Genomic DNA, 22,941 nt, shown 5'->3' on the forward strand with positions numbered 1-22,941 from the left:
TGTTGTAATGAGTTTATCTCCAATTAAACTATTTAGTAATTATTTCAAAGATTTTAAAAATTACGATGAAGTATTAAAATCTAATATGGATATAAATCCTAATTGGAAAAAATTACTTACTAATTTTTCGTCTTTGGGTATTAGCGAGTTAACTAAAAGACAGCAAGATTTAGATTGGTTACTTTCAGAAAATGGTGTAACTTATAATGTTTACAATGATCCTAATGGCTTAAATAGGCCTTGGAGTTTGAATATTATCCCTTTTATTATTGATAAAAATGAATGGAATACAATTGAAAAAGGACTACAACAACGCGCAGAATTATTAAATTTAATTCTAAAAGATATATATGGTAAAAGAGAGCTTATAAAAAATGGAATTATACCTCAAGAAATTATTTATTCTCATCGTGGATTTTTAAGACCATGTGATAAAATCATATATAATTCTAATAAGCATTTATTAATACACTCTGCCGATTTAGCTAGAGGGCCAGACGGACAAATGTGGGTGGTTAATGATAGAACATCCGCACCTTCGGGTATGGGATATTCTCTTGAAAATCGTTTTTCGACAAGAGAAGTGGTTCCAGATTTTTTTAAAGAAATTAACGTACAGCAACCTTTTGATTTTTTTAGTGATTTTAATGAACTATTAATAGGTTTAGCACCTCAAAAAAAACAAAACCCAACGGTTGTAATTTTAACTCCAGGCCCGTTAAATGAAACTTATTTTGAGCATTCTTATTTATCGTCTTTCTTAGGATACCCTTTAGTTAAGGGAAATGACTTGGTAGTAAGGGATCAGAAAGTTTGGATTAAAACCTTAAAAGGTTTAATACAAGTTGATGTTATTTATAGACGTGTAGATGATGCTTATGTTGATCCTCTAGAACTTAGGGGCGATTCCTTTTTGGGTGTAGCTGGATTATTAGAAGTTGTAAGGCAACAGAATGTTACCATAATGAACCCTGTAGGCAGTAGCGTTTTAGAAAATCCAGGACTTATCCCTTTTATGAATTCTATTTGCAACTATTTTTTTAACGAAGATTTGTTATTACCTCAAATAGCCTCGTGGTGGTGTGGCCAAGAAAAAGAGTTAGATTATGTTTTAAAAAACATTAAAAAGTTAGTTGTAAAACCAATAGATCGAACAAATAGAGACAGTATATATTTTTGCGAATTTTTAAGTAATACAGAAATAGAAGCGCTAAAACGTAAAATTTTAGCAAAACCCTACCGTTTTGTTGCACAAGAAAAGATATCATTTTCAACAGCACCAAATTTAACTAAAGAAAGTTTAGAGCCTAGAAAGGTAATGTGTAGAACATTTTCTGTAGCAAAGAAAAATAGCTATAGTGTTATGCCTGGTGGCTTGGTTAGAGTAGCTGCAGAACGAGAAGAATTACAAGTATCTAATCAAAAAGGCGGAACCAGTAAAGATTTTTGGGTTACTAATAGTGCACATAGTTTTATTAAAAAACGTCAAAGATACCATTGGCATCATTCGGGATCTAATCCATTAACGGGTATTGAAAATTTACCAAGTCATACTGCAGAAAATTTATTCTGGTCTGGACGCTATCTCGCGCGTACTTTAATTACTGCGCGTTATATACGAATGGTTTTAAATCAGATTTCTAATTCTGAATTTAGTCATCGAGAATCAGATTTTGAAAGTCTAAACATATTATATCAATCTGTAACACATTTAACCTCAATATTTCCTGGCTTTACAGGAAAAAACAAAGAAAAGGCACTTAAAAATCCTTTAAAAGAGATAGCTACTGTACTTTTTGATGAAACTGAGGTTGGAAGTTTAGCACATTCGCTGTCATCATTTAATAACGCTTATTTTTCATTAAGAAATTTATGGTCTAAAGATATGTGGCGTGTGTATGATATGCTACAATCTGTTTGGAAAGATTTTGACAAGAAAGAGTATGGCAATATTCAAAAAGTAACAAAACTACTAGATGTAGTTATTACAAAGCTTATTGCTTTAATTGGTTTAATAGAAGAAAGTATACTTGTAGAACAAGGACTTTTAGTCTATTTTATTGGTTTGCAAATGGAGCAAGCCGTTATGTGTATTAATAAATCAAGAGCACTTTTATCTATTAGTTACGATGAAGATGTAGAATATGAAATTTTAGAAGCTTTACTAAACAGCCATGAGAGTTTAAATATTTACCGTTATAGTTTTAGATCTTATTTAGATATAGAGAATGTTATTAATCTTATACTCTTAGATGCCTCTTACGCGAGATCTCTAAAATATCAAATATTTAGGATTAAAAAAGATGTTTTTAAATTACCAAATAAATCAAATATCAAGGGTTTATCTTCAGTACAGAAATCAATTCTTAATGCTTGTGATTTAATTAGTAATGCTGATGCCAAAAATTTAATTAAAGTTGATAAAGAAAAGTATACAAGAACAGAATTAGAAGACTTATTATCCGCTCTAAGTGATAGCATTCATCAAACATCCATTTCAATGTCAGATATGTATTTTAATCATTCTGATGAGCAAGTGCAGTTGATAAATCAAAACTTAATTTAGTATATGGTTTTTTCATTAATACATAAAACAAGTTATAAATATGATAGTATAATAACGTATTGTCATAACTTGGTGATTGTAAAGCCAAAGACGTTTTTGGGACAAGAACTATTGGATTACCGCCTAGAAATTTCACCAGAACCTACTGTTTTATCAGAAAAAGAGGATTTTTTTGGAAATACTGTAGTTCATTTTTCAATAGAAAAGCAGCACAAGGAGCTTGTGGTAACTGCTAAAAGTAAGGTAGAACGTGCTTTTGAAGTGCAAAAAAATATTTTAAATTCTGATATACACAAAGCTCTTACCTTAAATGAAGCAAAAGAAAAATTAAATACGCTTTCACCAGAAATTATAGAAGTAAAACAATTTCTATTAAATTCTACATTTATAAAAAATATATCGCCTGCTATTAAAGCGTATGCTGAGGTTTCGTTTAAAAAAGACAGATCTATTTTTGAAGCTACTAATGAGTTAATGAAACGGATTTTTACAGATTTTAAGTTCGATCCTGATTTTAGTACAGTCTCTACGCCTATTGATGCTGTTATGAAAGCCAGAAAAGGAGTTTGTCAAGATTTTGCTCAAATAGGTATAGCGTGTGTAAGATCTATGGGAATACCAGCACGCTACGTTAGCGGATATATTGAAACTTTACCACCACCAGGGAAAGAGAAATTAGTAGGTACCGATGCCTCACATGCTTGGTTTTCTGTTTATATTCCAGGTTTTGGTTGGGTAGATTTTGACCCAACTAACGATCAAATACCAAAAAATCAACATATTACAACATCATATGGTAGAGATTATTATGATGTGCCACCACTAAAAGGGGTTATATACGGTTCTGGAAAAAATACTATGGATGTTTCTGTAGATATACGCCCATACAATGGCGCTAAATAACAGACTCTATCTTTTAAGTATTATTAATTACTATTCTTCTTCTGGAAACGTAACATGTTGATAAGCACCAATATCAGGAGAAGCCGTTCTATTTACGCCTAAAATATCAGTTGGTACTAAGTTTGAAAAGTTTGTGTTAGCTTCTCCATTTGCCGCAGAATCATCACCAATTATTAGCATATTATTTTCAGGATCTTTAAAATTTGGATCCTGATTAAATATTACATTTTCATATAAAGCTGTGTTTTCAAAATCGAAATTAGACCCTGTAAAATTATCGTTTCTATCATCAAAACGCACCAAACAATTGGTAAATTTAAAATTAAAACTAACAGCGGCATCCTCAATTTCATCAATCAAAAATTCTGGATTATCATTACCATAAATAATACAGTTATTAAAGTTGGCTTCAATTAAATCTGTAACTACAGTAGTTTCATCTTCATTTATTATAAAATTATTTACTAAGAGTGCGGGTAAGGGGCGAGGTCCGTTTTGCCAATAATTAGTAATTGTACAATGGGTAAAATTATAACTACCACCAAAGGTAGCTGCTAAAGCAGATTGTCCGGCAGTGTGTATAACTACATTCTCACCAGTTATAGATGTATTTCTCCCTAAAATACCAAAACTTCCAGAATTATAAATTTGAGAATTAGAGATGCTTAATTTATTATTAGTAGCATTACCATCACATAAAATCCCAACTAACGCATTTTTTATAGTTACATGATTAAAAGTGTTATTTAAACTACCGTCTAATAGCCAAATAGTGCCCCATTGTCCTGGTCTGTTAGAAAAACCAGGTTCTAATCTATCACCCTCCATAATCACCTCATTTTCTAATACATCTGGATCTGTACTTAAAGCGCCATTAACACGTATAGAGGCTCCAGATTGCACAATGATACCCGAATTTTCATGAAAATGTAATCGTGCACCAGCATCAATTGTAAGTGTTTCTCCGCTTGGTACTGCAGCAAATCCATAGATGACATAGGGTTTATTATTAGTAAGCGTAAGCTCATCATCAAATAACTCTCTACCTTGTAATTCGGTTTCTACAGCTGTATCACCAATATTTAGTGTTAGGGTTTCAACTATCTTAGTAGTACCATCTCTTTCTGGAAAAATAAAAACTGCATCTTTTATTAAAGTTACTAATTCTACTTTTTGTAAGTTTCCACCAGAATCAAACTCTATTTGGTCTGTATACAAAAACTCCTCATTTGTAGTTGTAACTGCATTAATATCTACTGTAGTTTCTACAAAAATGAACAAACTATCGTTTGCTAAAAGTTCTATATTTTCAAAAGTTTTACCTGCAAGACCATCAACGCTTAATCTGTATTGAGAAGCATCGCCTAAACCTAATCTAACTGTGGGTATTGTAATATCATCATCACTTCTATTATATACTTTAAGATTGTATGTGCTAGAACCTATATTAGTAAATATAGTATCTAAATACACCGTATCTCTTGAGAACTCAAGGTTACCAGTACTTGCTGAGAATTCAAAGTCTTTTCTACAAGAACTCCAAAGCATTAAAAAACAAATTGTGAGAATGGGGTATATATAGTTTTTCATTAAGCTTAAATAAATATGGCTAAAAATATAACTTTTGAATTGAAGAATTAGTATAATACTAATTTTTTAGATGCAAAGAATCGCTAGAAATCTCGAAAGTTTCAGTGATCTTCAAAAATTGTTTACTAAGATTTACCATAGAATCAAGTAAAATCACTTTGTTTTTTTCTAAGATTAAATCTTTATTTAAATTTTTTGTTTCACAATAATCTAAAAATAAAAGGGCATATCTATCAGGGATATTTAAATCTTCTTTAATTAGTTTTAAATTAAATAAATCATCTGTTTTAAAGAGTGAATCTAAATGTTTGTGAGTTATATACTTGATAGGTTTACTTTTGTTTTTCTTTTTAAATAGCTTTCCAATCATTTTTGCTATTTCAACAAAATTCATTCCATTGGCATAGGAAGATTGTGGTATATATAATTGCATATTATTCTTCATGTCTCTCTTTAAAGCACGTTCAGCATTCTCAGTATATTCAAGCGGATTAAAATCTTCATCTATATCACTTATAAGAACTTCTTCTAATGAATTTATCGACTTTTTTAATTCAAAAACAATAATATCAACAAAATCGCTTTGCTTTAATTTTACCAATTTTGAATGGTGAAACAGAGACTCAAATAATAGTGTATCATTAGCAATAGCAGAAATTGAAAAATCACCTTCATTATTGGTGTAAGTCAGTGTTTTTTGACTGATATTATAAACTTTAATGCCTTTGGCAGTAGATTCACTATCATAAACCTTTCCATTAATACTCTGTGAAAAAACATGAATTGGCAGTAGAAGTAAAGCTATGTAATTAGTTGTTTTAATGTGTTTTATAATTGTATGATGAATAAAAATAATCATTAATTGTAGATGCCTTAATAACTTAGAATAGCTAATAAAACGTATCAAATGAAGTTTACTAAAGCTATAAAAGATTTATTATGTTAATATCTCGAAACTAATTTTTTATTCCGCTTTAAATCTATATTTAATATACTTTAACATCCGTTTTTGCTATAAATTAACATATACAAAAACAAAAGTATATGTTAGTTCTCATGGATATTTAATGTCCATGTAATATTATATGTTTGATTAGGTTCTAATATATTTAAACCAATTTTATTATTAAAACTATCAGATACTCCTGTTGTAGGTTCTATAGCAATTGTGTTTTTTTTGGGTGGTGTATAAGCTTGAATAAAATTATTGTTTCCAGTAGCATTAAATTGTAATTTATATTCAGGTGTTTTAAAAATTACTTCGTCAGATTTTAGAATCCAACAATCATCAAAAAAATCATCTTTAATTTTAATAGCATCAGTGGTTTTAATTGGCATTGTTCCTGTTGTAATGTTTCGCTCTCCAAGCACTACTTTTTCATTAGCATCCATTTCTATCTCACTATTAAATAAATTTGCACTTGTAAAATACGGATGCCACCCCACTGTAAACGGGAATGCGCTTTTATCAGTGTTTACCACTGTCATTTTTAAACTGAAGGTTGTATCGCTAAAAACATAGTCTAGCTTAATTTTATAAGTGTATGGGAAACCCTTTGATGTATTAGTTTCTTCATATTCTAAGGTTATTTTTGCATTTTTTTCTGATACGTCATGTTCTGTTAGCGCGAAAGTTTTATCGAAAACTAAACCATGAAGTGCATTTTGTTCTTCAATATTGTTTTTTTCAAATTGAAAAAATTCGCCATTAAACGTATACGCACCATCTTTAATTCTATTTGCAAAAGGAAATAAAATAGAAGAGGCATAGGTATTCGTGTATTTTAAAGGAGATAAATCTTGAATTATTTTATGATTATTAAGGGTAAGCTCCTGAAGACTAGCGCCTAAATTTAAGTATATTTTGCCGTAAACAGATACGTCTTTATTTTTAATCTCTAAGATATTTAAACTTTTGTTATGTTGAATGGTGTACAATAGATTGATTTTTAAATTGTGATTTTTTTTTAAATACAAGCGTAATAGTTGTAAAAATACAAAAAATTAAAATTTGGCTTTTTACGATATTGGCTATTTGAATATAATTACCCTGCACTTATTATTCTCCAATACACATATATGATGTGTTTTTAATAATAATATATATATTTGAAACATTACTAACCAAAATAACTAATTTATGACATCAGGATTCGGTACTTGGGATTATGTCGTTTTTATAGCATATGCTATACTAATTTTAGGCGTAGGCTTATGGGTATCACGAGATAAAAAAGGCCATCAAAAAAACGCTGAAGATTATTTTTTAGCAAGTAAATCTCTGCCATGGTGGGCTATTGGAGCATCACTTATTGCTGCAAATATTTCAGCAGAACAATTTATAGGTATGTCTGGCTCTGGTTTTGCATCAGGATTAGCAATAGCATCATACGAATGGATGGCTGCCTTAACCTTAATAATTGTTGGTAAATATTTTTTACCCATTTTTATAGAGAAAGGATTGTATACCATACCCGAGTTTGTAGAAAAACGCTATTCAACAAATTTAAAAACTATTCTTGCTGTATTTTGGATAGCACTTTATGTTTTTGTAAACCTTACCACGGTATTATATTTAGGCGCACTAGCTTTAGAAACTATAATGGGTATTCCAATACTCTACGGTGTAGCTGGTCTTGCATTATTTGCTGCTGCTTACTCTCTATATGGCGGACTTTCAGCAGTGGCTTGGACAGATGTTATTCAAGTTGTATTTTTAGTTATGGGTGGTTTAATTACGACATATTTAGCATTAAATACAGTATCAGGTGGTGAAGGATTTATGGCTGGTTTAAGTACCGTTTTTGATACAGTGCCTGAACGATTTGAAATGATACTAGATACATCTAATCCTGAATATGAGAATTTACCAGGACTTGGTGTTTTAGTTGGAGGAATGTGGGTAGCAAACTTATACTATTGGGGTTTTAATCAATATATAATTCAAAGAACTCTTGCTGCTAAATCTCTTAAAGAGGCACAAAAAGGTATTTTGTTTGCTGCAATATTAAAATTAATCATTCCGCTAATTGTTGTTATACCTGGTATAGCGGCTTACGTTATGATTAATGATCCTGAAATTATGGCTAGACTTGGTACAGCAGCTTCTGATAATTTACCATCTTTAAACCAAGCCGATAAAGCATATCCATGGCTGTTACAATTTTTACCTGTTGGTTTAAAAGGTGTTGCTTTTGCTGCTCTTGCTGCTGCAATTGTATCGTCTTTGGCGTCTATGTTAAATTCTACATCAACCATATTTACAATGGATATTTATAAGCAGTACATTAATAAAAATGCAAGTGATAAAGCCACAGTAAATACGGGTAGAATTTCAGGGTTTGTAGCTTTGGTAATTGCGTGTATTGTAGCTCCTTTATTAGAAAATTTAGGACAAGCGTTTCAATTTATTCAAGAATATACAGGTATTGTAAGCCCTGGTATACTCGCAGTATTTATATTAGGTTTATTTTGGAAAAAAACCACTAATAAAGCTGCAATTATTGGTGCACTAGCTTCTATACCTATAGCCATGTACTTTAAAGTGGCGCCAAAAGGATGGTCTAATTCATCTTTATTTATAGATGTACCATTCATGGATCAAATGGGATACACGTTACTGCTAACTATGGCAGTTATAGCAATTTGTAGTTTTATACAACATAAAGGGGCAGATGATGAGAAAGGTATACTAATAACTAAGCAACTATTTAAAACATCACCTCTTTTTAATATTGGAGCATTTATTGTTATGCTAGTTTTAACAGTATTATACGCTCTTTTTTGGTAAAATATAATTTCATTGCACTAAAAAACCCTAAATACTAGTATTTGGGGTATTTTATTTTAGGTTTAATATAAAATGCAAATTCATTATATTCTGCATAAAACTATCTTAAAGTATTTTCCTGTTTTTTTTAAAAGTATTACTTTGGCACGATTATTAGTTGTTAGTTAACTAATGTAGTTTACTTAATTAATCCCCCTATGCGCCATTTCTTATATTTCCTATTATTTACCTGTTCTATTGTAGGTGGACAGAGTAGTTTAAACCCGTTAGAAACTAAAGATGCAGATGCTCAAAAAAAATGGGTAGATAGCATTTATAATGCCATGACACTTAAAGAACGTGTTGGGCAGTTGTATATGGTGCAAGTTATGTCCAATCAAAACTCTATAATAAAAAACAGAGTAATAAAGTTGGTACGCGAGCAACACATTGGCGGTATTATTTATTCCAACGGTGGCCCAAAACGTCAGGCGCGTTTAAATAACGAGTTGCAAGCCTTATCTAAGTTGCCAATGCTTATTGGTATGGATGCAGAATGGGGTTTAAGTATGCGGCTAGATTCTACTTATGCATTTCCTTATAACATGGCATTAGGCGCTATTAAGGACAATAAATTAGTTGAAAAAACAGGGAAGCATATAGGTGAACACTGTAAACGCCTTGGTGTGCATTTTAATTTTGCACCAGTTGTAGATATTAATACAAACCCTAAAAACCCAATTATTGGAAACAGATCTTTTGGAGAAGATCGTGATAATGTTACAGAAAAAGCAGCAGCATTTATGAGAGGGATGCAAAGTGCCGGCGTTTTAGCAAACGCTAAACATTTCCCTGGCCATGGTGATACAGAAGTAGATTCTCACCTCACACTACCAACCATAAATTTTAATGCTAAGCGTATCGATTCTATAGAGTTATATCCTTACAAAAAACTAATAAAAAAAGGATTGTCTAGTGTAATGGTTGCACATCTTAATGTGCCTAGTTTAGAGTCTAGAGAAGGATATCCATCTTCTTTATCTAAGCATATTGTAACAGATATACTAAAAGATTCTTTAGGGTTTAAAGGCTTAATATTTACTGATGCCTTAACCATGAAAGGTGCTGCAGATTTTAGTCATACAGGTGATATAGATCTAGCTGCTTTTAAAGCAGGGAATGACGTTATGCTCATGTCTGAAGATGTTGAAATTGGTGTGGATAAACTTATTGACGCCTATAATAGTGGAGAAATAACTGAAGATCGTTTAGCACACTCCGTTAAAAAAATATTGATGGCAAAGTATAAAGTTGGTCTTAATAATTATCAACCTATCGGTTTGTATAATTTAGATGAAGATTTAAACCGACTTGAAGATGATATATTATATGAAGAACTACTTGAAAATGCTATTACTGTTGTTAAAAACAAAAATAATCTAGTGCCTTTAACACGGTTAGAAACAAAAACATTGGCTTATGTGTCTCTTGGTGATGCAGATGGAAGTCATTTTTATAATGAATTAAAAAAATACACGAAAATTCATAAAGTAAAAGCTGCTAAGTTAGACGAGCTAATGGTTAAATTACAGTCTTACAATACTGTTATAGTGGGTTTTCACAGATCTGATGAAAACCCATGGAAAGCGCATAAATTTTCTAATGAACAATTAGTATGGCTTCATGAAATTGCAAAAACTCATGATGTTATTTTAGATGTATTTGTAAAACCATACGCCTTAAATAGTTTAAAAAGTATTGAGAATATCGAAAGTATTGTTGTTAGTTATCAAAATAGTAAGATTACTCAAGAAAAATCAGCACAAATTATTTTTGGAGCATTATCTGCAAAAGGGAAACTACCAGTCTCTATTGGTCAGTTTTTTAAAGTTGGCGAAGGTATAGAAATTAATAGTTTCAAACGTTTAGGTTACACAATACCCGAGCGTGTCGGTATCAATTCTGAAAAATTAAAACGAGTAGACTCTATCGCTAAAGTAGCAGTAGACTCTATGATGACACCAGGAATTCAATTGTTAATTGCAAGAAAAGGCAAAGTTATTTACAATAAAAACTTTGGCAAACACACCTATAAAGGAAAACAACGCGTGGGTTTTGAAGATATTTATGATGTAGCATCATTAACTAAAATTTTAGCAACATTACCCCTGTTAATGGAAATGGAGGAGAAGGGATTAGTGTCGCTTAATAGTCCATTGTCCAAATTATTACCCGAATACAAAGGTTCAAACAAAGCAGATATTACCATTAAGCAAATGCTATCTCATTATGCTCGACTACGTCCATGGGAACCCTTTTACTATCATACTTTAGACTCTGTAACAAGGCGCCCAAGCGGAAAATATTATCGCACTAAAAAAAGTAAAAACTTTGAAATAGAAGTTGCTAAAAATCTATATTTAAGAACTGATTACCAAGATTCTATACCTAAAATTATTAAAGACTCTGAACTTCTAGAAAGATTGAGATACCGTTACAGCGATTTCCCTTATTATATTTTAAAGAAATTTATTGAAAAGCATTACGACAAAAGGTTAGATGAATTAGTACAAACGCATTTTTATAAATCTTTAGGCGCTAACAATACCATGTACAATCCGTATCGTAAAATAAGTAATCAACATATCGTGCCAACAGAAGAAGATAACTATTATCGATACCAAAAAGTACACGGTTATGTGCATGATATGGGAGCCGCAATGCAAAATGGAGTAGGAGGTCATGCAGGTGTATTTAGTAATGCTAATGATGTAGCAAAAATTATGCAAATGTATTTGCAAAAGGGTTATTATGGTGGTAAACGGTATTTAAGCCCAGAAACAGTTAATAAATTTAATACCTGCTACTATTGCGAAAAAAATAATAGGAGAGGAGTTGGTTTTGATAAACCACAATTGAGTGATGAAGGCCCAACCTGTGGATGTATATCAATGACAAGTTTTGGACATTCTGGTTTTACTGGAACCTACGCTTGGGCAGATCCTGAAGAGGAAATAGTATATATCTTTTTAGCTAATAGAACTTACCCTAATGCTGGTAAAAATTTATTACTAAGAAAAAATATAAGAACAGAAATTCAACGTTTTATATATGAAGCGATTGAAGATTAAATAATATAGTACTTAAATTATGAGTTAGAACATATTTAAAATGTGTCTATTATCACTTTTAATATTCTGACTTATACTATTAAAAATTTAAAAAATGAAAATAGGAATTGTTTGCTATCCCACATTTGGAGGTAGTGGCGTTGTAGCAACAGAATTAGGACTAGAGCTTTCTAAACGCGGTCATGAAATTCATTTTATAACCTATAACCAGCCTGTACGTTTAGAATTACTTAGTAATAATGTACATTATCACGAAGTAAATGTTCCAGAATACCCATTGTTTCATTATCAGCCTTACGAATTAGCATTATCTAGCAAGTTGGTAGATATGGTTAAACTTCATAAAATAGAAATTTTACACGTACACTATGCGATACCACATGCATACGCAGCATATATGGCAAAAAAAATGTTGCAAGAAGAAGGTATTCATGTACCCATTGTAACCACACTTCATGGTACAGACATTACGTTAGTAGGTAGCCATCCATTTTACAAACCAGCAGTAACATTTAGTATTAACAAATCAGATGCTGTAACTGCGGTCTCTGCAAGTTTAAAAGATGACACGCTACGCTTATTTGATATAAAAAATGATATTAATGTTGTACCAAATTTTATAGATTTAGAAAAGTACAATCACGGTTTTACCGATTGCCAACGCGGAATGATGGCTCAAGATGATGAAAAAATTATCACTCATATTAGTAATTTACGTCCTGTAAAACGCGTACAAGATGTTATTAAAGTGTTTTACGGTATACAAAAAGAGATGCCTGCTAAATTAATGTTTATAGGTGAAGGTCCCGAAAAAGAAACTATTGAAAACCTTTGTAAAGATTTGGGTATATCTGATAAAGTAATATTCTTTGGTAGAAGTAATGAAATTGATAAAATTTTATGCTTTAGTGATTTGTTTTTATTACCGTCTCAAACGGAAAGTTTTGGTTTAGCAGCTTTAGAAGCTATGGCTTCTGGTGTAGCAGTAATTTCTAGCAATACAGGAGGTATTCCTGAAGTAAATTTACATGGTGTTTCTGGTTATTTAAGTAATGTTGGTGATACAGACGATATGATTAAAAATGCACTTTATATCTTAAAAGATGAAAATCGCTTAAAAACGTTTAAAGATAATGCTAGAAATGAAGCTTTAAAGTTTGATTTACATGCTATAGTACCTCAATATGAAGCTATTTATCAGAATACACTTGCTCAACGTATTTACTTATAATTTATTAAGTTTTAATCAGTATCAATCAAGAATATTGTTATGGCATAACGCAATACTACTATTGTTGATTAAATTATAATACGATTTCTACAAAAAAATCGTGTTACCCTTAGCATTAAATTCTTCACAACCATTTTTTACGTTTGAAATAATAGATAAGGCCAACAAAAATAACAATCATTACTGCCCAAACGATATAATAGCCATATTTAGATTGTAGTTCGGGCATGTGCTGAAAATTCATACCATACACACCTGCAATAAAGGTAAGTGGGATAAAAATAGATGCCATTATGGTGAGGACTTTCATAACCTCATTCATTTTATTACTTATCGTAGTCATGTACATATCCATTAAACTCCATATCATCTCCCGATAAATATCAATATTTTCTGTAACTTGTATTAAATGATCGTATATATCACGATAGTAGGTAATTGTTTTTTGTTGTATAAGGTCTGTTTCATTTTTGTCAATACGGTTTAATACTTCTCGTAAAGGAAATATGGCACGACGTACCCTCAAAATTTCGCGTTTCAATTCTTGTATTTTTCTACTGGCATCATCTTCAATATGACCTGAAAAAATTTCGGTTTCAAAATCTTCTATTTTATCACCAAGCACTTCAATTACACCAAAATAATGATCAACAATGGCATCTATAAGTGTGTATAACAAATAATCGGCTTGTAAATTCCGTACACGACCTTTGGCTTGCCGAATACGATTTCTTACAGCATCAAATACATCACCCTCAGATTCTTGAAACGATAACACATAATTTTTACCTAATACAAAACTAACTTGCTCTGATACAATATGTTGACTTTTGTCATAGTACAACATTTTTAAAACCACAAATATATAGTCTTCGTATTCATCTATTTTTGGGCGTTGTGCAATGTTTACAATATCTTCTAATACAAGCGGGTGAAGGTCGTAGTGCTTACCTAGTTTTTCAATTTCTGTAACGTGATTAAGACCATTAATATTTATCCAAGTAACGGAATCTGTATGTTTAAACTCAAAACTATCTTCTACTGTATCTAATTCTTTTTCGGTACAATTTTTAGAGGTATAATCAAATGCTTCTAGAAACAGCTTATTTGTTGTGCGTTCTCCCGTGTAAACTACGCTACCAGGTATTTGTCCTAATTTCTTTTTAGATCGGTAAACTCTTTTTCTAGACATTATTTTAAATTTCATTTAAATATATAGAAAATATTTAAACAGCATCTGCACCATCATCTTCGCTATGCTTACTTTCTATAGCATCTTTTTCTACTAGTGTTACTGCTTTTTGCAACATTAGGTTGTTGGGGTAGGTTACTAAATCTCCATTTTCTAGTCTTAAATGTAGTTGAAAAGCCTGTATATCTTCTATAATTGCTGTTACAGGAAAATCTTTATCATGAATAGAAATTTTATCGCCAACTTTATATGGGAAGTTAAAAAACATAATAATACCTGAAGTAATATTGCTTAAAATTGACCAAATAGCAAAAAGGGCTATACCAATAATTGCAAATACAGAAGAGAATATAACAGCAATATCATGAAATTTTGCACCTAAAACGAACGATTGTAGCAAAACACCTATAATTAAAAGCGAAACCGTTACGTATCTGCGCATTAATCTAATTCTAGCATCATTTATACCGCTTTTACTGCCTATTTTCTTAATAAGAGCATTAGTGGTTATACCAACTATTAATAGTAAACCTATAACAAAGGCAGTTTGTATAATTTGGGTTTGGTAAGATTCAAAAAAACGTGCTATCATATTATATAATGGTTGCTTATATCACAAAGATACATGCAATATTAGTGGAGTTGTAAAGTATCTCTCAAAACTTCGCTAGAGTTGTTGTTTTTTTGCCAGTAAGGTGATTTTATAGTTTTTAATTTGCTAGCTTTTGTGGTCATTGTATTACCTCCACTTTTAAATGTTTCTTCCCAACTTAAAATATCATACGGAAATGTAGGATTAAAATTTATTTTTAAAGTTCTATTAAGGTTTTTGTATTTAAGTTGATAAGAACTATCAGTTAATAAAGCTTCTGCTTTATAAGCTTTTATGGTTATATGCTTTAGTCTTGTATACTCAAAAGATGGAATAATATCTATATTTCCTGTAGGTAAGGATTTTGGATTGATGCGCAACTGCGTCCATAATTCGTTTTCTAATATAGTTTTATCCAGTTTAAAATTTTCATCGGCTTCTCCTTGAAAGTAGGAGTGCGATGTAATATTGAATGTTTCTTTGTTGTTTAATTGTGCATATACATGGCCACACCATTCTTGCATAGAGCTTGATATTTTTAAAGCATGCCGATTGTTAGTCACCGGATAAAAAGTACTTTGCATGATAGCATAAGGATAAATACCTGTATTGAAATTTTTAGTGGCATTTAACTTTAAAACAGGAATATTACTAGCACTTTGGTTATCTGCTTTTACTTGTATCTCTGGTAAAAACGGCTCGGTTACAAAAATTAAAACGGCATTCCCCTCGCGTAATTCTCCATAACGTGCTTGCTCTAATTTGTAAGATGAAATTTCTGCTTTTCCGGCATACCAATAATCTTTAAACGCTTCACTTAAAGGTTGGGCTGGTTTTTTATTCTCAATTTTAGTGTTTGTGGCTAAAAGGTCTTTAGATTTTAACTCTTTTTTACAGCTAAAAAGTATAGTAGAGGATAAAACTATTGTAATTGATACGTATACGAATTTGACAGATGTTTTCATAAGAATTCATTTTTTATAAAACTACAAACTTAGTGATGGTTTGCAATAGTATTTAACGTTTTGTAAACAAGGTGTATTGGTAATCCCATAACGTTAAAATAGTTGCCTTCTATTTTGGTAACGCCTATTTGCCCAATCCAATCTTGTATGCCGTAGGCGCCTGCTTTATCAAAAGGTTTATAAGTTGTAATGTAGTATTTGATTTCGTCATCTGTTAAGGCTTTAAAGGTGACTTTTGTAGTATTATAAACAGTTTTTTTAAATGTAGTAGTGGTAAAGCAAACTGATGTTATTACTTCATGCGTTGCATTACTTAGAGATTTTAAAGTTGAAAAGGCTTCCGTATTATTGTTCGGTTTTCCTAATGCTTTATTTTGATGCCAAACTATGGTATCACTGGTTATTAATATATCATTAGCTTGCAATTCTTCTTTAAAGGGCAAGGCTTTAAGTTGTGCTAAATAATTGCTGATTTCAAAATGTGTTAGTCGCGGCGGATATTCTTCTTTTACTGATTTTAACCTAATTTCAAAATCTAACCCAAGGTCTTTAAAAAAAGCTTGTCGCCTAGGAGATTGCGATGCTAAAATTATATGATGGTGTTTAAGGGTTTCGTTTAGCACAATTAAAAAATTATAAAGTTGTATAAAAATAACGAAAGCATACCAAATAGCATAACCAATTTGTATAATGACGAAATGTTATGAAAATCCTGCTTAGTTTTTGCGCTCATTAGCTTTAAGCTGATGTAGATAAGCGGTGCAATTACTACTGCTAAAAAGTAAATTAATGCAATTTGGTATTTGTAAAACTCTGATACTACATAAAAAATAAGTAGAATTATAGGGATCTTATTTAGAACAATAGCCACGTTTATAGTGCGTTTTCTACCAATGGCAATAGGTAAGGTGTTTAAGCCAGTTTTATAATCGCCATCTATATCTTCAATGTCTTTTACAATTTCTCTTAAAAAATTAATCATGAAAGCAAATAGAGCATACTCTAAAATGATTTTGAAAAATATAAGTTGAATATTTTTATTAAAAGCCGTTAGGTTTGGTGTTAATTCAAATAAACCTACAATCAAAATACTAGAAGCTACTAATACAGAAATTACAATATTGCCAATAAGTAGAATACCTTTTAAATAAGAAGCATATAGGTATAAAAGTGCTGAAATAATTATAAAAATACTAAAGAACGCACTTTTACCCACGCGTTGTGATAGGTAGAAACCAACAAAAACACCCAACACATTAAGAACTATAAAAAGGTGATAAGCTGTTTTTTCTGATATGGTTTTGCCTACAATCAGCTTATCGGGTTTATTGATAAAATCAGTATCTATATCACAAATATCGTTAATAACATTTCCAGCTGCGGCGATACAAATAGTAGCTATTATTAATAATGTAATTCCAAATCCATCTAAGGCTGTTTTTACACCAAAAGGCTCCAGTAAAGCATATTTAATTAATAGTTGTACAAGTACAATCATCAACAAATTTTTCCAACGGATGAGATTTAAAATATTCAAAAGGGTAAAATCATATTACTATCATAAGTATTTGAGTGTAAGGTAATTTTTTAGAGTAGCATTAATTAAAAATATAAACAAGAAAAATAACTTTTAAGCTTTTTTAGCCAACAGCCAAAAGCCAAAAACTAATCAATCATACTTAGCATTAAAATTACCACTCCATTTTCCTTGTACTTTCAATACTTGCTCAATAACGTCACGAACCGCACCTTTGCCACCACCTTTATGCGATATGTATTTTGAAATCGCTTTAATTTCTGGAACCGCATCTTGCGGGCAACAAGGGAGACCAATGCCTTTCATAACTGGATAGTCTGGAATATCATCTCCCATGTATAATACATTTTTAGGCTGTATATTATTTTTAGATAAGTAATCATCTAGTTGCTCAATTTTAGTGTGCGCCCCCAAATAAATATCAGTAATACCTAAACCTTTAAGGCGTATGCGTACACCTTCATTACTGCCACCAGAAATAATACACATATTATACCCTTTGTCAATCGCTGTTTTAAGTGCGTATCCATCTTTTACATTCATAGTACGCAACATTTCTCCAGTAGATGTTACGTGTAGCGTACCATCAGTAAGTACACCATCAATATCAAAAATAAATGTAGTGATTTGGTTTAAATATTCTTTATAACTTTTATCTGCCATGAGTGTTTTTAATGGATTGGGTTAGTAGTTTATAAATATCTTTATGCACATCGCTTTTTAAAAGCGAAAGATGTGTTTTTATGGTTTTGGTATCATTGCGTTTTGCAGGACCAGTTTGTGCCATGTATGGCGATATATCCTGTACTTTTTTTGCAGTTTCTAGTATCAGTGGCTTTAATAAATCAAATTCTGCTGCTTCAGACTCTGCAATCTCATGTGCAATACGATACATTTGGTTGGTAAAGTTATTTACGTACACCGCCGCTAGATGCAAAACCTTACGCTGATCGCTATTTATTTTCTTTACAGGGCTTCCTAATTCTAATGCTATTTGCTTTAAAATAGGATAATCCTTTTTATCGAGCGTTTCAATACAAATGGGCACATCTGCAAAATCTAGAGTTGCCTTTTTACTAAATGATTGTAATGGATAAAATACACCACGTTTTAATTTGCTATCTAAATCGTGAACATTTACGCTTCCAGAAGTATGTACAACCAACTTATCTTTAAAAGGCAATGACGCCGATACTTGCGCAATAGCATCATCACTTACGGCAATTATATAAACATCAGCATCAGTTAAGGTATTAATATCATCTGTTATATCAACTTGGTTTTTATAATGCGTAATTATATTTAAATCTCTGCTAAACCATTGTTTTACATATATTTGATTTATTTTAATTAAAGCTTTAAATAAATGTGTAGCAACATTGCCAGCACCAATAAGTGTTACAGAAATCATAACGCTAAAATAAGTAAGAATTCCGTTTTTTAGCCATGAAGTGTTATTTAAATTTTACTTTTGAATTATGGATAAACAAGATTTAAAAACCAGAGAAGATGTTTACTTAGTGGTAAGCTCGTTTTACAAAAAGATTAGAAATAATGACATTTTAGGGCCTTTCTTTAATGAGACTATTAAAGATTGGAACGCGCACTTAGAAGTATTGACTACATTTTGGGAATCGAGCTTATTTTTAAAAACACGCTATACGGGAGACCCTATAAAAGCGCATACCGAAGTAGATAAAATGTTTAATCATAGTATTTCACACACACATTTTGGTTTATGGCTAAACTTATGGTTTGAGACTATAGATGAATTATTTGAGGGTGATTATGCTGAAAACGCAAAACGACGCGCCAGAAAAATGAGCACCTTTATACATTTAAAAATTTTTGAGGCTAGAAATTGAATTCTATAAAAACCGCTTACGCTCAATTATTTCGGCTTATTAATCGAAATTAGATTAAGAAACTTCATGTTAATATAATCAACCAAAATCACACCTGCTCAATAGCGATTCATTTCAAAGATTTCTCCATCACAAAATCATCCATAACAAAACCGTTCCCTATATCCATAACTACAGATCTAATATTCTTAAAACCTAAAGCTTCATAAGCTTTTATAGCTACTGCGTTATTTTTATTTACTGTTAAGCAAATAGTGTCACATATTAAATTTGTTGCCTTTGTTTCAATAAAATGTAAAGCATTTTTACCAAAACCTTTACCGCGTTCAAGTTTCAAAACATATATTTTACTGATAAATAGTGAGCTGTCACGTTTTTGGATAGCAATATAGCCAATAGCAGTAGTTTTAAACATCAAAATAAAATATTGGTAGCCTTCTTTAACCTGTGCGCTAATTGTTTTTGCAGATTGAAACCTTTGTAACATATATGCTACTTGATTTTCACCAATAATAGGGGTGTAGTGCTCCTCCCAAATAGTTGTTGCTAAAAAAGCTATAGTAGTAAAATGCGCTTCATTATTAGCTTTTAAAAAAGTAATCATATCACATATAAAAATATCATCAAAAAATGAAATATAGCACCAGCCAATACAAAAATATGCCATATTACATGATTGTATGGTATTTTTTCAATCACATAAAAAATAATGCCAACGGTATACGCTACGCCACCTGCAAACAAAAACAATATGCCATTAGCATCTATAAGTTGTGATAATGTAGTAAAATCAAAAATAATAAGCCAACCCATAGCTAAGTATAGTAATGTAGAGAATAGCTCAAACCGTCCAGTAAAAAATGTTTTTAAAACCACACCAAAAACGGCAATGCCCCAAACCACGTAAAATAGCGTCCATCCTAAACTTTGTTCTAATGTAATAAGTAATACAGGTGTGTAGGTACCAGCTATTAGCAGGTAAATACTAATATGGTCTATAATTCTTAAAAAGCGTTTTTTGCGTTCGGTTTTAGCCGCATGATAAAATGCAGAAGCAGAAAATAAAATAATAATAGAAAACCCATAAATAATAACACTTGTTAAGCTATAATCGGTTTTTCTAGTATCAGAAACAATTAAAAGCGCAAGTGCTATAATACCAAAAACAGCACCTATAGCATGCGTAATTGTGTTCAGTTTTTCTTCAGTAGCAGATTGTATACGCATTACTGTTGGCTATTGGTTTTGTTGTAAACCCACTTATCCGTTAGTTCGTAAAAATCAATATTTAATTTAGACTTCTGTCGTTCTAATCGACCACTCTGGAAGTTGCGCTGTAAAACATCTTCAATTAAGTAATCCTCTTTATCACCCCACGGGTCGTATTCTTTTTTCAACTTAATATCAAAAACATTAGCCGTAGTATTATACCAAAATGCACGCCAACCGTTACGTAACTCTTTCACCAAATCAAAAGTTGTACGCCCCGTTTGTCGGTGTATCAGTTTCACTAAAATCTGCCCTTCAGTACGCGTTAATTTTTTTAATTCATCCGAAAATTCCCCTTCAATATACTTCTGTACCTTTTTAGTATACCGCTTTTTTTGCCGCTGTTTTTTAAGCGTTTTTAAATGTCTTGATAAAGAGTCTAAACGTTCAGCAGCCATTTTTGCGTAAGGATAAACCTTTATCGTTTTGCGGCGCAAAATCAAATACCTAATTCTATCCTTTTTGCTATCAAACTTCAACTTATGCAATAGCATTACCTCATCCAAATCTATCGCTGTTTTTGGTATAGAGTCGCCCTCTACAACAATGTAAGTAACATCGGTAGAGTCTTGGTCTATCTCATTAACTTGAGCAAACCCAAAAAAGGAAAAAAGAAAACTTATATATATTAAAAACTTCATATTAAATATCTAGGAGCAATTTCAATACCAAAATTAATAATTTACAAGTTGCTACACTAGTTTATCTTTAAATTCAATATTTTTTTTAGCATTACCCCGTATTTTATCGTTAATCTTTTTATATCAAAGAACATAAAGTAGGGTTTAAGATAATAAGGGCTTTAATATGTACGGGGTCGGGCTATCCGCTATATCTTTTTTGAAGAAAATCAAAAAAGGATGCCGCTACTATCCCTAATGCGAGAAACGTCCATAAATTTCAACACCAGATAAATAAAAATGCACTTCTAGAACTTTAAAATCATATTAATATTTTATTTTAGAGGAAAATATTAAACACATGGCAAAAAAGACGATTTTAAACAAAAAATCATTAGAATTCTTAGAAAAATATTTAAATAATGCGGCACCAACAGGTTATGAGTGGGAAGGACAAAAGTTATGGATGGATTATCTAAAACCTTATGTAGATGAGTTTATAACCGATACTTACGGAACAGCTGTTGGGATTATTAACCCTGAAGCAAAATATAAAGTAGTAATAGAAGGACATGCCGATGAAATTTCGTGGTATGTAAATTATATTAGTGATAACGGTTTAATTTACGTGATTAGAAATGGTGGTAGCGATCACCAAATTGCACCAAGTAAAGTAGTAAACATTCATACAAAAAACGGCATAGTTAAAGGTGTTTTTGGGTGGCCAGCAATACATACAAGAAATCGCTCTAAAGAAGAACCTCCAAAACCAGATAATATTTTTATAGACTGTGGTTGTAAAGATAAAGAAGAGGTTGAAAAACTAGGCGTACACGTTGGCTGTGTGATTACGTATCCTGATGAATTTCACGTTTTAAATGGCGATAAATTTGTATGTCGTGCTATTGATAATCGCATGGGTGGTTTTATGATAGCAGAAGTTGCACGTTTATTAAAAGAAAATAAAAAAGAGTTACCATTTGGCGTATATGTAACGAACGCTGTACAAGAAGAAATTGGTTTACGTGGTGCAGAAATGATTACCCAAACCATTAAACCCAATGTAGCTATAGTCACAGATGTAACACACGATACTACAACCCCAATGATAGAAAAGAAAAAGGCAGGACACTTAGAGATAGGTAAGGGGCCAGTTGTAGCTTATGCACCAGCGGTACAGCAAAAATTACGTGATTTAATAACAGATACGGCAGAAGCTAAAAACATACCGTTTCAGCGCTCTGCATTGTCTAGAGCTACTGGAACAGATACTGATGCTTTTGCTTACAGTAATGGAGGTGTGGCATCTGCATTAATTTCATTACCATTACGTTACATGCATACCACTGTAGAAATGGTGCATAGAGAAGACGTAGAAAACGTTATTAAATTAATATATGAAACTATTTTAAAGATTAAAGACGGCGATAGTTTTAGTTATTTTGAATAGCAAAATTTACATCAAAATATAAAACAATTGTCTTGTTTTATTATCAAGATGTTTTATATTTGCACCGCTTTTAATTTTACAATTATAAGCATTAGGGCTCTTAGCTCAGCTGGATAGAGCACCTCCCTTCTAAGGAGGCGGTCGAAGGTTCGAATCCTTCAGGGCTCACAAAAAGCTTCACTGTAAAGTGGAGCTTTTTTGTTTTAAGATGAATCATTACACATACATATTATATTCAAACGCTTTAAATCGCTATTATGT

Annotated in this window: 20 protein-coding genes and 1 tRNA gene; 8 read left to right on the top strand and 13 right to left on the bottom strand. The window is 31.5% G+C overall.

The window, feature by feature from the left end; translation table 11 throughout:
- The first annotated feature begins 7 nt into the window (after window positions 1-7).
- Together ACKGJY_RS01340 and ACKGJY_RS01345 are read left to right on the top strand one after the other, a co-directional pair.
- The gene (locus tag ACKGJY_RS01340; protein ID WP_413972045.1) at window positions 8-2,566 is read left to right on the top strand and encodes a circularly permuted type 2 ATP-grasp protein; all 2,559 of its coding nucleotides are present in this window, start codon (window positions 8-10) and stop codon (window positions 2,564-2,566) included.
- 3 nt (window positions 2,567-2,569) lie between these two features.
- Entirely contained in the window at window positions 2,570-3,469 is a 900-nt protein-coding gene (locus ACKGJY_RS01345) for a transglutaminase family protein (RefSeq protein WP_413972046.1), read from the top strand.
- Between the two features lie 30 nt (window positions 3,470-3,499).
- On the opposite strand, the gene ACKGJY_RS01350 is transcribed toward ACKGJY_RS01345, so the two are convergent.
- The 3 genes from ACKGJY_RS01350 to ACKGJY_RS01360 all read right to left on the bottom strand — a co-directional run bounded on the left by ACKGJY_RS01350 (window position 3,500) and on the right by ACKGJY_RS01360 (window position 6,997).
- Window positions 3,500-5,059 carry a right-handed parallel beta-helix repeat-containing protein gene (locus ACKGJY_RS01350; protein WP_413972047.1) on the bottom strand — a complete coding sequence of 520 codons (1,560 nt, stop codon included), beginning with the start codon at window positions 5,057-5,059 and terminating at the stop codon, window positions 3,500-3,502.
- A 58-nt stretch (window positions 5,060-5,117) separates the two neighbouring features.
- The gene (locus tag ACKGJY_RS01355; protein WP_413972048.1) at window positions 5,118-5,918 is read right to left on the bottom strand and encodes a hypothetical protein; all 801 of its coding nucleotides are present in this window, start codon (window positions 5,916-5,918) and stop codon (window positions 5,118-5,120) included.
- Window positions 5,919-6,106: 188 nt separating this feature from the next.
- Window positions 6,107-6,997 (bottom strand): aldose 1-epimerase, encoded by an 891-nt coding sequence (locus tag ACKGJY_RS01360; protein WP_413972049.1) that lies wholly within the window; start codon window positions 6,995-6,997, stop codon window positions 6,107-6,109.
- A 202-nt stretch (window positions 6,998-7,199) separates the two neighbouring features.
- On the opposite strand from ACKGJY_RS01360, the gene ACKGJY_RS01365 reads away from it, so the two are divergent.
- From ACKGJY_RS01365 to bshA, 3 genes are all read left to right on the top strand, one after another.
- Window positions 7,200-8,849: a sodium/sugar symporter gene (locus ACKGJY_RS01365; RefSeq protein WP_413972050.1), complete on the top strand. Its 1,650-nt coding sequence runs from the start codon at window positions 7,200-7,202 to the stop codon at window positions 8,847-8,849.
- Between the two features lie 197 nt (window positions 8,850-9,046).
- The gene (locus ACKGJY_RS01370) at window positions 9,047-11,959 is read left to right on the top strand and encodes a glycoside hydrolase family 3 N-terminal domain-containing protein (RefSeq protein ID WP_413972051.1); all 2,913 of its coding nucleotides are present in this window, start codon (window positions 9,047-9,049) and stop codon (window positions 11,957-11,959) included.
- Between the two features lie 94 nt (window positions 11,960-12,053).
- Window positions 12,054-13,190, top strand: coding sequence for an N-acetyl-alpha-D-glucosaminyl L-malate synthase BshA (gene bshA, locus ACKGJY_RS01375; protein WP_413972052.1), 1,137 nt, complete (start codon window positions 12,054-12,056; stop codon window positions 13,188-13,190).
- Window positions 13,191-13,314: 124 nt separating this feature from the next.
- On the opposite strand, the gene corA is transcribed toward bshA, so the two are convergent.
- From corA to ACKGJY_RS01410, 7 genes are all read right to left on the bottom strand, one after another.
- Window positions 13,315-14,382, bottom strand: a complete 1,068-nt coding sequence (gene corA, locus ACKGJY_RS01380; protein WP_413972053.1) for a magnesium/cobalt transporter CorA — start codon at window positions 14,380-14,382, stop codon at window positions 13,315-13,317.
- 34 nt (window positions 14,383-14,416) lie between these two features.
- Window positions 14,417-14,974, bottom strand: coding sequence for a mechanosensitive ion channel domain-containing protein (locus ACKGJY_RS01385; protein WP_413972054.1), 558 nt, complete (start codon window positions 14,972-14,974; stop codon window positions 14,417-14,419).
- Between the two features lie 41 nt (window positions 14,975-15,015).
- Complete coding sequence (locus tag ACKGJY_RS01390; protein WP_413972055.1) at window positions 15,016-15,939, bottom strand: septum formation inhibitor Maf; 924 nt, start codon at window positions 15,937-15,939, stop codon at window positions 15,016-15,018.
- Window positions 15,940-15,968: 29 nt separating this feature from the next.
- Window positions 15,969-16,562, bottom strand: coding sequence for a Maf family nucleotide pyrophosphatase (locus ACKGJY_RS01395; RefSeq protein ID WP_413972056.1), 594 nt, complete (start codon window positions 16,560-16,562; stop codon window positions 15,969-15,971).
- A 2-nt stretch (window positions 16,563-16,564) separates the two neighbouring features.
- Window positions 16,565-17,476 (bottom strand): geranylgeranylglycerol-phosphate geranylgeranyltransferase, encoded by a 912-nt coding sequence (locus ACKGJY_RS01400; RefSeq protein WP_413972057.1) that lies wholly within the window; start codon window positions 17,474-17,476, stop codon window positions 16,565-16,567.
- Between the two features lie 132 nt (window positions 17,477-17,608).
- On the bottom strand, window positions 17,609-18,139 hold the full coding sequence (locus ACKGJY_RS01405; protein ID WP_413972058.1) for a KdsC family phosphatase: 531 nt from the start codon (window positions 18,137-18,139) through the stop codon (window positions 17,609-17,611).
- The gene (locus tag ACKGJY_RS01410) at window positions 18,129-18,887 is read right to left on the bottom strand and encodes a Rossmann-like and DUF2520 domain-containing protein (RefSeq protein WP_413972059.1); all 759 of its coding nucleotides are present in this window, start codon (window positions 18,885-18,887) and stop codon (window positions 18,129-18,131) included. The genes ACKGJY_RS01405 and ACKGJY_RS01410 overlap by 11 nt, the downstream gene beginning before the upstream one ends.
- Before the next feature lie 67 nt (window positions 18,888-18,954).
- Here ACKGJY_RS01410 and ACKGJY_RS01415 point away from each other — a divergent pair, with 67 nt between their 5' ends.
- Window positions 18,955-19,341 (top strand): group III truncated hemoglobin, encoded by a 387-nt coding sequence (locus ACKGJY_RS01415; protein ID WP_413972060.1) that lies wholly within the window; start codon window positions 18,955-18,957, stop codon window positions 19,339-19,341.
- A 109-nt stretch (window positions 19,342-19,450) separates the two neighbouring features.
- Here ACKGJY_RS01415 and ACKGJY_RS01420 read toward each other — a convergent pair whose 3' ends face one another.
- From ACKGJY_RS01420 to ACKGJY_RS01430, 3 genes are read right to left on the bottom strand one after another with little or no spacing between them, the layout of a single operon-like run.
- A complete protein-coding gene (locus ACKGJY_RS01420) occupies window positions 19,451-19,945 on the bottom strand; it encodes a GNAT family N-acetyltransferase (protein WP_413972061.1) in 495 nt (164 codons plus the stop codon).
- Entirely contained in the window at window positions 19,942-20,568 is a 627-nt protein-coding gene (trhA, locus tag ACKGJY_RS01425) for a PAQR family membrane homeostasis protein TrhA (protein WP_413972062.1), read from the bottom strand. The genes ACKGJY_RS01420 and trhA overlap by 4 nt, the downstream gene beginning before the upstream one ends.
- Window positions 20,568-21,251, bottom strand: a complete 684-nt coding sequence (locus ACKGJY_RS01430) for a DUF4294 domain-containing protein (protein ID WP_413972063.1) — start codon at window positions 21,249-21,251, stop codon at window positions 20,568-20,570. Before ACKGJY_RS01430 ends, trhA begins: the two co-directional genes overlap by 1 nt.
- Before the next feature lie 340 nt (window positions 21,252-21,591).
- Here ACKGJY_RS01430 and ACKGJY_RS01435 point away from each other — a divergent pair, with 340 nt between their 5' ends.
- Both ACKGJY_RS01435 and ACKGJY_RS01440 read left to right on the top strand, forming a co-directional pair.
- On the top strand, window positions 21,592-22,680 hold the full coding sequence (locus tag ACKGJY_RS01435) for a M42 family metallopeptidase (RefSeq protein WP_413972064.1): 1,089 nt from the start codon (window positions 21,592-21,594) through the stop codon (window positions 22,678-22,680).
- 94 nt (window positions 22,681-22,774) lie between these two features.
- Window positions 22,775-22,848 (top strand) — tRNA-Arg (locus tag ACKGJY_RS01440).
- The last annotated feature ends 93 nt before the right edge of the window (window positions 22,849-22,941 follow it).

It is taken from the genome of Hyunsoonleella sp. 2307UL5-6, from assembly GCF_047345485.1.
Classification (GTDB): Bacteria; Bacteroidota; Bacteroidia; order Flavobacteriales; family Flavobacteriaceae; genus Jejuia.

Excerpts from the sequence above, each read along its gene's own strand:
- ACKGJY_RS01420 (WP_413972061.1), bottom strand. The coding sequence starts at position 19,945 with ATGATTACTTTTTTAAAAGCTAATAATGAAGCGCATTTTACTACTATA.
- ACKGJY_RS01370 (WP_413972051.1), top strand. The coding sequence starts at position 9,047 with ATGCGCCATTTCTTATATTTCCTATTATTTACCTGTTCTATTGTAGGT.
- ACKGJY_RS01365 (WP_413972050.1), top strand. The coding sequence starts at position 7,200 with ATGACATCAGGATTCGGTACTTGGGATTATGTCGTTTTTATAGCATAT.
- ACKGJY_RS01350 (WP_413972047.1), bottom strand. The coding sequence starts at position 5,059 with ATGAAAAACTATATATACCCCATTCTCACAATTTGTTTTTTAATGCTT.
- ACKGJY_RS01345 (WP_413972046.1), top strand. The coding sequence starts at position 2,570 with ATGGTTTTTTCATTAATACATAAAACAAGTTATAAATATGATAGTATA.
- ACKGJY_RS01355 (WP_413972048.1), bottom strand. The coding sequence starts at position 5,918 with ATGATTATTTTTATTCATCATACAATTATAAAACACATTAAAACAACT.
- trhA (WP_413972062.1), bottom strand. The coding sequence starts at position 20,568 with ATGCGTATACAATCTGCTACTGAAGAAAAACTGAACACAATTACGCAT.
- corA (WP_413972053.1), bottom strand. The coding sequence starts at position 14,382 with ATGTCTAGAAAAAGAGTTTACCGATCTAAAAAGAAATTAGGACAAATA.
- ACKGJY_RS01340 (WP_413972045.1), top strand. The coding sequence starts at position 8 with ATGAGTTTATCTCCAATTAAACTATTTAGTAATTATTTCAAAGATTTT.
- ACKGJY_RS01405 (WP_413972058.1), bottom strand. The coding sequence starts at position 18,139 with ATGGCAGATAAAAGTTATAAAGAATATTTAAACCAAATCACTACATTT.
- ACKGJY_RS01410 (WP_413972059.1), bottom strand. The coding sequence starts at position 18,887 with ATGATTTCTGTAACACTTATTGGTGCTGGCAATGTTGCTACACATTTA.
- bshA (WP_413972052.1), top strand. The coding sequence starts at position 12,054 with ATGAAAATAGGAATTGTTTGCTATCCCACATTTGGAGGTAGTGGCGTT.
- ACKGJY_RS01390 (WP_413972055.1), bottom strand. The coding sequence starts at position 15,939 with ATGAAAACATCTGTCAAATTCGTATACGTATCAATTACAATAGTTTTA.
- ACKGJY_RS01435 (WP_413972064.1), top strand. The coding sequence starts at position 21,592 with ATGGCAAAAAAGACGATTTTAAACAAAAAATCATTAGAATTCTTAGAA.
- ACKGJY_RS01430 (WP_413972063.1), bottom strand. The coding sequence starts at position 21,251 with ATGAAGTTTTTAATATATATAAGTTTTCTTTTTTCCTTTTTTGGGTTT.
- ACKGJY_RS01385 (WP_413972054.1), bottom strand. The coding sequence starts at position 14,974 with ATGATAGCACGTTTTTTTGAATCTTACCAAACCCAAATTATACAAACT.
- ACKGJY_RS01415 (WP_413972060.1), top strand. The coding sequence starts at position 18,955 with ATGGATAAACAAGATTTAAAAACCAGAGAAGATGTTTACTTAGTGGTA.